Raw genomic sequence first — 11,189 nt, 5'->3', positions numbered from 1 at the left:
CGTTCTTTGTGCTCATGCGCGCACGGAAACCGTGTACTTTACTACGCTTCCGCTTATTTGGTTGATACGTTCTTTTCATATATGACACCTCCCTGAGGAATAACTGTTAAAAGACAGTCTTTCTAATTATAGTGAGAAATTTAGAGAAATGTCAACTACTCCAGGAGTATCTTTTTTTGACTATGTTGTGATTATTGTTGTGGATAAAATTTTTGTCGTTTTTTTCGTATCCACAACATTTATCGACAAGTTTTTCACATCTTATAACCTTGTGGATAAATTTTTTTCACATCTTTTTCGTTTTGTGGATAATCTTTTAAACCCATTGCAACATAAGTATTTATCTGCTATTATATTGTTGTTTTTACTCTGGATAATTCTATAAGTTTTTTCATTATCCACAAAATGTGGATAATGTGTGGACAGTTCCGTCCACATCCTGTGTAAATATTTGTCCACAACCGGTGAAAACTGTCGAAAAAAATTTTTTTTATAGACAAAGTTGTACAAATGTTGAACACCCGCGCGGAGAAGGAGGGAGAGCGGCGTGGAAAATATTTCGGACTTATGGAATAAAGCTTTAGCCGAGATTGAGAAAAAAATTAGCAAACCGAGCTTTGAAACGTGGTTAAAATCGACATCTGCTCATTCGCTAAAAGGCGACATCCTTATTATTACCGTTCCAAACGAATTCACAAAAGATTGGCTCGAATCGCGCTACACACGGCTCATTGAGCAAACGCTCTATGACATTACCGGAGAAGAGTTAAAAATTAAATGCACGATCCCTAATCATCAAACACTAGAGGAATTTGATCTAAAACCATCGAGCAAACCGCGAAAACACGATGACGAACAAACAGAATTTCCACAAAGTATGCTGAATCCAAAGTATACATTCGATACTTTTGTCATTGGATCTGGCAATCGCTTTGCCCACGCTGCATCTTTAGCAGTAGCAGAAGCACCGGCCAAAGCATACAACCCCCTTTTCATTTATGGTGGTGTAGGCCTAGGCAAGACGCACCTCATGCATGCAATCGGCCATTACGTTCTTGAACATAATCCGTCAGCAAAAGTTGTTTATTTATCTTCGGAAAAGTTTACAAATGAATTTATTAATGCCATTCGCGATAATCGTCCAGATGATTTTCGCAACAAATATCGTAACGTGGACGTACTGTTAATAGATGATATTCAATTTCTTGCGGGAAAAGAACAGACGCAAGAGGAGTTTTTCCATACGTTTAATACATTACATGAAGAAAGTAAGCAAATTGTCATATCGAGTGACCGACCTCCAAAAGAAATTCCGACGTTAGAAGATCGCCTTCGTTCTCGTTTTGAGTGGGGATTAATTACGGATATCACTCCTCCTGATTTAGAAACGAGAATTGCCATTTTGCGTAAAAAAGCAAAGGCGGAAGGCTTCGACATCCCGAACGAAGTGATGTTGTACATCGCCAATCAAATCGATTCGAACATTCGTGAATTGGAAGGTGCACTCATTCGCGTCGTTGCTTACTCCTCTTTAATTAACAAAGAAATTAACGCAGATTTAGCAGCAGAAGCATTAAAAGATATCATTCCAAGCTCCAAACCAAGAGTCATTACAATCCAAGACATTCAACGCGTTGTTGGGGAGCATTTCAACTTGAAACTCGAAGATTTTAAGGCAAAGAAACGGACAAAATCGGTTGCATTTCCGCGCCAAATTGCAATGTATCTTTCGCGCGAGCTGACGGATTGCTCACTTCCGAAGATTGGTGAGGAATTTGGAGGGCGTGATCATACGACTGTCATCCATGCTCACGAGAAAATTTCAGCACTCATCCAAACAGACGTTCAATTACAAAAACAGCTGAAAGAAATTATGGAGAAACTGAAATAATGTGAATAACTGCTTTATGTTTGTGCACAGTCTGTCCACATGTGGATAGTCTGTGCTTCCTTTGTTTTATTCACTTATCCACATAATCACAGCGCCTAGTACTATGATTAATAGTTTTTTAAAAAAATATAATAAATAAATTAGGGAGGTTTTCTTTGTGAAAGTTATTATTGATCGCGATCACTTAGTGAGAAGTGTACAAGATGTGATGAAAGCTGTATCATCTCGAACAACGATTCCGATTTTAACTGGAATTAAAATTGTTGCCTCGAAACAAGGCGTTACTTTAACAGGAAGTGATTCGGATATTTCGATCGAATCATTCATTCCAGCTGAGGAAGAAGATCGAGTCATTGTAGACGTCATTACCCAAGGTAGCGTTGTCTTACAAGCACGATTTTTTAGTGAAATTGTTCGTAAGTTACCGAAAGAAACGATAGAAATCGAAGTAAAAGATAAATTCGTCACGACGATCCGATCCGGAAAAACCGAATTTCATTTGAATGGATTAGATCCAGAAGAATATCCACGGCTACCACAAATTCAAGAAGAAAACATGTTTAAAGTACCAGCTGATTTACTAAAACATGTCATTCGCCAAACGGTATTTGCGGTGTCTACCTCAGAAACACGCCCGATCTTAACAGGTGTAAACTGGCGGATTGAAAATAATGAACTGATGTGTACTGCAACAGATAGTCATCGACTAGCAATGCGGAAAGCAAAAGTAGAAACGGAATCAGAAGCGTATTACAACATTGTCATTCCAGGCAAAAGCTTAAACGAGTTAAATAAAATTCTTGAAGAATCAAATGAGCCTGTTCATATTGTCGTAACTGAAAACCAAGTGTTATTTAAAACAAAACATTTATTGTTTTTCTCAAGGTTGTTAGACGGAAACTATCCAGATACATCTCGGCTAATTCCAACAGAAAGCCAAACAGATATGATTGTCAAAACAAAAGAGTTTTTACAAGCAATCGATCGTGCATCGTTGCTAGCACGTGAAGGAAGAAATAACGTTGTTCGTTTATCGACATTGTCTGACAAAGTCGTTGAAATTTCGTCGAACTCACCTGAAATCGGAAAAGTGGTCGAAGAAGTACAATGTGAGCAGGTAGAAGGTGAAGAATTAAAAATTTCTTTCAGCGCAAAATATATGATGGATGCATTAAAAGCGTTAGAAGGGGCGGAAATTAAAATTAGTTTTACTGGTGCCATGCGGCCGTTTGTCATTCGACCACTTCATGACGACTCTATGCTTCAGTTAATTTTGCCTGTACGCACATACTAAAAAAGCTGCTAGAAGATCTAGCAGCTTTCCTTTTCTTCCCCCTTCTTTTTTAGTACAATGGAAAAATGGACACTTTTACAGAAAGTGAGCGGATGATGCATGAAAGAAATAAAAATTTCAACGGAAACAATTACGCTTGGACAATTTTTAAAACTAGCAAACGTCATTTCAACAGGTGGAATGGCGAAATGGTTTTTACAAACAAACGATGTGCTCGTTAATGGTGAACGGGAACAACGCCGCGGTCGGAAGTTGAAAGTAGGAGATGTTGTTCATATTCAAACAATTGGTACATTTACGATTCGTTCGTAAAGGCGGGGGGCACCTTTGTTTTTAGAACAATTAACTTTAAAAAATTATCGGAACTATGAGCAAGGTTGTTGGCAATTTCGAAATAATGTAAACGTCATTTTAGGAGAAAACGCTCAAGGTAAGACGAATATTATGGAATCCATTTACGTCTTGTCGATGGCGAAATCACACCGAACAACAAACGATAAAGATTTAATTCGTTGGGAAGAAGATTATGCTAAAATAGAAGGTAAAGTAGAAAAGAAAAACGGTCAAATTTTTTTACAGTTGATCGTGTCGAAGAGAGGAAAAAAAGCAAAATTAAACTATATTGAACAGGCAAAACTAAGCAGCTACGTTGGCCATATGAACGTTGTCATGTTTGCCCCTGAAGATTTAAACCTTGTCAAAGGGAGCCCACAAATTCGAAGACGCTTTATCGATATGGAAATTGGCCAAGTATCACCTGTTTATATGCACGAGCTCGGACAATATCAAAAAGTGTTGCAACAAAGAAATCAATATTTGAAACTGCTTCAGTCGAAAAAACAGACGGACGAAACGTTTCTTGATGTGCTTACGGAACAGCTTGTGGAGCTCGCTGCAAAAATCACTCTAAAAAGATATGAATTTATTGAATTGTTACAAACGTGGGCAAAACCAATCCATGCTGAAATTAGCCGGGGCAATGAACAATTAGGGATTCATTATTGTCCTTCAGTTGATGTATTAGACGAACAACAATGGTCGAGAATAGTAGAAGTGTATAACGAAAAGTTCGCAAAAATAAAAACAAAAGAAATAGAACGAGGTACAACGCTCATTGGGCCACATCGAGATGATTTATCGTTTACGATTAACGGGAAAGATGTGCAAACGTTCGGTTCACAAGGTCAACAACGAACGACAGCTCTTTCATTGAAACTAGCTGAAATTGATTTAATTTTTTCAGAAATTGGCGAGTACCCTATTCTTTTACTTGATGATGTACTATCAGAGCTTGATGATTTTCGCCAAACGCATTTGTTAAATGCTATCCAAGGCAAAGTACAAACATTTGTAACGACAACGAGCATAGATGGGATCGAGCATCGCGTCATTCGTGAGGCAGATGTGTATGAAGTTGTCTCTGGACAAATGACGAAACGATAGTTTTTCTATAAACCTCGAACGTATTGTTCGAAAAGGAAAGCGTAGGTGATCAATAATGACGATGGAACAAAGAGAACAAGTCGTTTATGATGAAAGCCAAATTCAAGTTCTCGAAGGGTTAGAAGCGGTACGAAAAAGACCAGGGATGTATATCGGATCAACCGGTCCAAAAGGATTACACCATCTCGTTTGGGAAATCGTTGATAACAGCATTGATGAAGCGTTAGCTGGATTTTGTACGGAAATTAACGTCATTGTTGAAGAAGATAACAGCATTACAGTAATCGATAACGGCCGTGGGATTCCTGTTGGCATCCATGAAAAAATGGGGAGACCAGCTGTTGAAGTAATTATGACTGTGTTACACGCCGGTGGAAAATTCGGCGGCGGTGGATATAAAGTGTCTGGCGGTTTACACGGAGTTGGGGCATCTGTTGTAAATGCGTTGTCAGAAGAATTAGAAGTATATGTGCATCGTGATGGGAAAATTCACTATCAAAAATATACGCGCGGCGTGCCTTGTTCTGATTTGCAAGTTGTAGGCGAGACAGATCGGACAGGGACAACCATTCATTTTAAACCAGATCCAGAAATTTTTGTAGAAACGACTGAGTATGATTATGATACGCTCGCACATCGCTTACGAGAGCTTGCTTTTTTAAATAAAGGGATTCGCATTACGCTGGAAGATCGACGTGGCGAAAAGCGGCGCAACGAATATTATTACGAAGGTGGAATTTCTTCATACGTCAAACATTTAAATCGGACGAAAGAAACACTTCACGAGGAACCGATTTACGTTGAGGGAGAAAAAGACGGGATCCAAGTCGAAATCGCCTTGCAATATAACGATGGCTATACGAGTAATATTTATTCATTTGCTAATAACATTCATACGCATGAAGGCGGTACGCATGAATTAGGTTTTAAAACGGCGTTAACGCGAATCATTAATGATTATGGTCGAAAAAACAATATGTTTAAAGAACAAGATGCCAATTTAACAGGAGAAGATGTGCGGGAAGGATTAACAGCAATCATTTCCGTAAAACATCCGTCTCCACAGTTTGAGGGACAAACGAAAACAAAACTCGGAAATAGCGATGCTCGCACCGCGACAGAGTCTATTTTTGCGGAGCAATTTGAAAAGTTTTTACTTGAAAATCCATCAGTCGCCAAAAAAATTGTTGAAAAAGGAATTTTAGCTTCACGGGCACGTCTAGCAGCTAAACGGGCGCGAGAATTGACGAGAAGAAAAAATGCGCTTGAAGTATCAAGTTTGCCTGGGAAATTAGCGGATTGTTCTTCGAAGGATCCATCGATATGCGAACTGTATGTCGTTGAGGGAGATTCAGCGGGTGGTTCTGCAAAACAAGGACGTGATCGTCATTTTCAAGCTATTTTACCGTTGCGTGGAAAAATTATTAACGTTGAAAAATCAAGATTAGATAAAATTTTATCAAACAATGAAGTGCGTGCCATTATTACAGCTCTTGGTACAGGAATTGGAGAAGAGTTTGATATTACAAAAGCTCGTTATCATAAAATTATTATTATGACAGACGCGGATGTCGATGGGGCGCATATTCGTACACTGTTGCTGACATTTTTCTACCGCTATATGCGCGAGGTCATTGAACAAGGTTACGTTTATATCGCTCAGCCACCTTTATATAAAATTCAGCAAGGGAAACGAATTGAGTATGCATATAGTGATCGACAACTTGAGGAAATATTAGGACGTTTACCAGAACAACCAAAACCGATTATTCAACGTTACAAAGGTCTTGGAGAAATGAACCCAGAACAACTTTGGGAAACGACGATGAACCCAGAAACGAGAACGTTGCTAAAAGTGAGTTTGCAAGATGCGATGGAAGCAGACGAAACATTTGAGATTTTAATGGGAGATAAAGTAGAACCACGTAGACAGTTTATCGAAGAAAACGCGAAGTATGTAAAAAATCTTGATATTTAAGTATGTCGGAGAGTGTTTGTTCACCCTCCCCTTGTTTTATTATTTTGTTAAGTAAGGGAGGTTCGTCTATATGTCTGAACGTGTAAAAGAAATAAGTATTAGTCAAGAAATGCGTGCATCGTTTCTCGACTATGCTATGAGCGTCATCGTATCGCGTGCACTTCCTGATGTGCGTGACGGACTAAAGCCGGTACATCGCCGAATTTTATATGCGATGCACGATTTAGGAATGACAGCGGACAAGCCTTACAAAAAGTCCGCACGTATTGTCGGTGAAGTGATCGGGAAGTACCATCCACATGGGGATGCAGCGGTGTACGATACGATGGTGCGGATGGCACAAGATTTTAACTATCGATATATGCTCGTTGATGGTCACGGAAACTTCGGATCAATTGATGGAGATGCCGCAGCAGCTATGCGTTATACAGAAGCAAGAATGTCGAAAATTTCGATGGAGCTGTTGCGGGATATTAACAAAGACACGATTGATTACCAAGATAACTACGACGGATCAGAACGTGAGCCCATTGTGTTGCCAGCTCGTTTTCCGAATTTACTCGTGAATGGATCTTCAGGTATTGCGGTCGGAATGGCGACAAACATTCCGCCGCATCAACTTGGGGAAGTCATTGATGCTTTATTAGAGTTGATGAAAGATCCTGATATGACCATTGCTGAACTAATGGAGTATTTGCCTGGTCCAGACTTCCCAACAGGCGCGCAAATTATCGGAAGAGGCGGTATACGAAAAGCGTATGAAACAGGACGAGGTTCGATTACATTACGCGCGAAAGCAGAGATTGAACAAAAAGAAAACGGAAAAGAAACAATTATTGTCCGAGAATTGCCTTATCAAGTAAATAAAGCAAAGTTGATTGAAAAAATTGCTGAACTTGTACGTGAAAAGAAAATAGAGGGTATTACGGATTTGCGTGATGAATCGGATCGAAGCGGCATGCGTATCGTCATTGAAGTGAGAAGAGATGTGAGCGCCCATGTGGTGCTCAACAATTTATACAAACAAACAGCTTTACAAACAAGCTTTGGTATTAATATGCTTGCCCTTGTTGACGGTCAACCAAAAGTGTTGAACTTAAAACAATGTTTACAACATTATTTAGATCATCAAAAGATTGTCATTCGTCGTCGGACGCAGTTTGAATTAAACAAAGCAGAAGCTCGTGCCCATATTTTAGAAGGGTTACGCATTGCCCTTGATCATTTAGACGAAGTGATTGAGCTTATTCGTCAATCTGCCACAGCGGACGTAGCAAAAGAAGGATTAATGACGAGGTTTCAGTTAAGCGAGAAGCAAGCGCAAGCTATTTTAGATATGCGCCTGCAACGTTTAACGGGATTAGAGCGTGAAAAAATTGAGCAAGAGTACGCTGAATTATTAGGACTTATCGCACGTTTAAAGGCTATTTTAGCTGATGAACAAAAAGTGTTACAAATTATTCGTGATGAGTTGCTTGAAATTAAAGAAAAGTTCAATGATCATCGTCGCACAGAAATTGTAAGCGGTAGTTTAGAAACGATTGATGATGAAGACTTAATTACTCGTGAAAATATTGTTGTTACGCTAACTCACCGGGGATATATTAAGAGACTCCCTGTCTCAACATATCGGAGCCAAAGACGAGGTGGGCGAGGTATTCAAGGAATGAATACGAACGAGGACGATTTCGTTGAACACCTAGTCATTACATCTACACATGATATCGTTTTATTTTTTACAAACAAAGGAAAAGTATATAAGGCAAAAGGATATGAAATCCCAGAATTTAGTCGTACAGCAAAAGGTCTCCCAATTGTTAACTTATTAAACATTGAAAAAGATGAAGTCATTAATACAGTTATTGCTATCGAACAATTTCATGAAGATGCGTTTTTATTTTTCACAACAAAGCAGGGTATTGCTAAACGATCACCGTTATCTTCATTTGCTAACATCCGGAACCACGGTTTAATTGCAATTCATTTGCATGAAGGTGATGAGTTAATATCCGTAAAACTTACAGACGGCCATAAACATATCATCGTCGGAACGAAAAATGGAATGTTGATCCGTTTTCCTGAAACAGATGTTCGCTCGATGGGACGAACAGCTGCAGGTGTGAAGGCGATTACGCTATGTCCGGGTGACGAAGTTGTTGGAATGGAAAGTTTAAACGGTAATGAGGAAATTTTAATTGTAACGAAAAAAGGATATGGAAAACGAACTCCAGCTTCCGAATATCGCATTCAAAGCCGGGGAGGAAAAGGAATAAAAACGTGCAATATTACTGAAAAGAATGGCGACGTCGTGGCCGTGAAAACAGTCACAGGCGAAGAAGATCTCATGTTAATGACTGCAAGTGGTGTAATGATTCGCATAGCAGTTGGAGATATTTCTGTTATGGGACGGAATACACAAGGTGTGAAACTTATTCGTCTAGATGAAGACAATGAGCAAGAGTACGTGGCAACAGTGGCCAAAGTGCCGAAAGAAGAAGAAAAAGAACTATTGCAAGAGGAGTAGAGGGGGTTCCCCCTCTACCGTTCTACAAAGGTGGGGGGAGATGTGTTGTTAGTAAAAACAGCCCAACTGCAAGAGGGATGCATCTTAGCGGAAGATGTCATTGGAAAGTCAAATCGTGTGATCGTTCCGAAAAATACGGTGTTGAACAAAAAAATGTTAACCGTATTACAAAAATTTCTTGTTACCCAAGTGCGTGTGCAATCCGTCCTTGTCGACGGGAGTACATTTCGTCCGAGTGAGATTATTCAAGAGGATGTACCAAAGCCAAAAGCAACAGAGAATAAAGACGTATTGACGCTATATTTGGAAGCTGTTCAGCAATACAAACAGATGTTTCAAAGTTGGCAGTCAGGATTGCCTATTGATATCGGAAAAGTCCGAAAAATGTTTATGCCTTTATTCGAAAAAGTACTAGAAGCGGAAAAAGAATTGCTCTTTCTTCACCATTACTGTACAAAGTCAGAATATTTATTTCATCATGCGGTAACGGTTGGCCTTCTTTCAGGTGTATTGGCTAAAAAGTTACAATATACAAAAGGTGACTATTGCCAAGTAGCCATCGCTGGTTTACTAAGCGATTGTGGCATGGCAAAGGTTGATCCGAAAATACTGACTAAAAGTACAGCCCTCACCCCGGCCGAATATAAAGATATGCGTCAACATACTGTTTATGGGTATAAAATGGTTCAAAAAGTTACAGCGCTACAAGAAGGGGTAAAGCTTGCAATTTTGCAACATCATGAGAGAAATGATGGAAGCGGTTATTTGCTTAATGTGAAAGAAGAGAAAATACACCCTTACAGTAAAATTGTTGCTGTTGCTGATGTATACCATGCGATGATTTCTGAACGTCCTTATCGTAACAAGCAATCTCTTTTTAAAGTGTTCGAACAAATTCATAAAGATTGTTTTGGGAAATTTGATCTTTCCGTTGTTCAAGCGCTAGCATCGCTTTTAATGACCCTTTCGATTGGATCAAAAGTGAAATTATCAAACGAGCAGGTCGGGGAAATTGTCTTTTTCGAGCAAGATTCACCGTCTCATCCGATGATTAAAATAAGTGGGACAAATCAAATTGTTTCACTGAAAGAAGAAAAAGATGTATTTATCGAAGAAATTATAAAATGACAACGGTCATCACTGTTGTCATTTTATTTTTTTATAAAAAACATAAGAAAAAGTGTTGACAATAACAAAGGGCTCTTGTATGATATATCTTGTGCTTGATGTTCCTTGAAAACTGAACAAAACAGCAGCGTAAAAGCTAGAGATAAACTTTCTATGGAGAGTTTGATCCTGGCTCAGGACGAACGCTGGCGGCGTGCCTAATACATGCAAGTCGAGCGGACGATTCAAAAGCTTGCTTTTGAATCGTTAGCGGCGGACGGGTGAGTAACACGTGGGCAACCTGCCCTGTAGACGGGGATAACACCGAGAAATCGGTGCTAATACCGGATAACACGAAATGTCGCATGACGTTTCGTTGAAAGACGGCGCAAGCTGTCGCTACAGGATGGGCCCGCGGCGCATTAGCTAGTTGGTGAGGTAACGGCTCACCAAGGCGACGATGCGTAGCCGACCTGAGAGGGTGATCGGCCACACTGGGACTGAGACACGGCCCAGACTCCTACGGGAGGCAGCAGTAGGGAATCTTCCGCAATGGACGAAAGTCTGACGGAGCAACGCCGCGTGAGCGAAGAAGGCCTTCGGGTCGTAAAGCTCTGTTGTTAGGGAAGAACAAGTAACGTAGTAACTGGCGTTACTGTGACGGTACCTAACGAGAAAGCCACGGCTAACTACGTGCCAGCAGCCGCGGTAATACGTAGGTGGCAAGCGTTGTCCGGAATTATTGGGCGTAAAGCGCGCGCAGGCGGTTCCTTAAGTCTGATGTGAAAGCCCACGGCTCAACCGTGGAGGGTCATTGGAAACTGGGGGACTTGAGTGCAGAAGAGGAGAGCGGAATTCCACGTGTAGCGGTGAAATGCGTAGAGATGTGGAGGAACACCAGTGGCGAAGGCGGCTCTCTGGTCTGTAACTGACGCTGAGGCGCGAAAGCGTG

Annotated in this window: 8 protein-coding genes and 1 rRNA gene; 8 read left to right on the top strand and 1 reads right to left on the bottom strand. The window is 40.3% G+C overall.

Annotation, left to right across the window (positions count from 1 at the left end):
* Window positions 1-79, bottom strand: a 79-nt coding sequence (gene rpmH / locus JV16_RS15435) for a 50S ribosomal protein L34 (RefSeq protein ID WP_084220388.1), incomplete at its 3' end; no start/stop codon positions are given.
* 468 nt (window positions 80-547) lie between these two features.
* On the opposite strand from rpmH, the gene dnaA reads away from it, so the two are divergent.
* The 8 genes from dnaA to JV16_RS14315 form a co-directional block, all read left to right on the top strand.
* Window positions 548-1,891, top strand: coding sequence for a chromosomal replication initiator protein DnaA (gene dnaA / locus JV16_RS14350; RefSeq protein ID WP_042536410.1), 1,344 nt, complete (start codon window positions 548-550; stop codon window positions 1,889-1,891).
* 157 nt (window positions 1,892-2,048) lie between these two features.
* On the top strand, window positions 2,049-3,185 hold the full coding sequence (gene dnaN, locus JV16_RS14345) for a DNA polymerase III subunit beta (protein ID WP_042536409.1): 1,137 nt from the start codon (window positions 2,049-2,051) through the stop codon (window positions 3,183-3,185).
* Window positions 3,186-3,284: 99 nt separating this feature from the next.
* The gene (yaaA, locus tag JV16_RS14340) at window positions 3,285-3,497 is read left to right on the top strand and encodes a S4 domain-containing protein YaaA (protein ID WP_042536408.1); all 213 of its coding nucleotides are present in this window, start codon (window positions 3,285-3,287) and stop codon (window positions 3,495-3,497) included.
* A 15-nt stretch (window positions 3,498-3,512) separates the two neighbouring features.
* On the top strand, window positions 3,513-4,628 hold the full coding sequence (gene recF / locus JV16_RS14335) for a DNA replication/repair protein RecF (protein ID WP_042536407.1): 1,116 nt from the start codon (window positions 3,513-3,515) through the stop codon (window positions 4,626-4,628).
* Between the two features lie 61 nt (window positions 4,629-4,689).
* Complete coding sequence (gene gyrB / locus JV16_RS14330) at window positions 4,690-6,606, top strand: DNA topoisomerase (ATP-hydrolyzing) subunit B (RefSeq protein WP_395857449.1); 1,917 nt, start codon at window positions 4,690-4,692, stop codon at window positions 6,604-6,606.
* Between the two features lie 70 nt (window positions 6,607-6,676).
* Window positions 6,677-9,130, top strand: coding sequence for a DNA gyrase subunit A (gyrA, locus tag JV16_RS14325; protein ID WP_042536405.1), 2,454 nt, complete (start codon window positions 6,677-6,679; stop codon window positions 9,128-9,130).
* A 42-nt stretch (window positions 9,131-9,172) separates the two neighbouring features.
* Entirely contained in the window at window positions 9,173-10,258 is a 1,086-nt protein-coding gene (locus JV16_RS14320; protein WP_042536404.1) for an HD-GYP domain-containing protein, read from the top strand.
* A gap of 150 nt (window positions 10,259-10,408) precedes the next feature.
* Window positions 10,409-11,189: ribosomal RNA gene (locus JV16_RS14315) — 16S ribosomal RNA — on the top strand; the annotation flags it as partial.

Source organism: Anoxybacillus ayderensis, assembly GCF_000833605.1.
In the GTDB taxonomy this organism is placed as follows: Bacteria; Bacillota; Bacilli; order Bacillales; family Anoxybacillaceae; genus Anoxybacillus; species Anoxybacillus ayderensis.
The sequence above is the reverse complement of the archived record's forward strand: the minus strand, read 5'-3'. Positions and strand labels throughout refer to the sequence as shown.

Bases quoted from the DNA above. Each gene is read 5' to 3' on its own strand.
- yaaA (WP_042536408.1), top strand. From the start codon at position 3,285: ATGAAAGAAATAAAAATTTCAACGGAAACAATTACGCTTGGACAATTT.
- gyrB (WP_395857449.1), top strand. From the start codon at position 4,690: ATGGAACAAAGAGAACAAGTCGTTTATGATGAAAGCCAAATTCAAGTT.
- gyrA (WP_042536405.1), top strand. From the start codon at position 6,677: ATGTCTGAACGTGTAAAAGAAATAAGTATTAGTCAAGAAATGCGTGCA.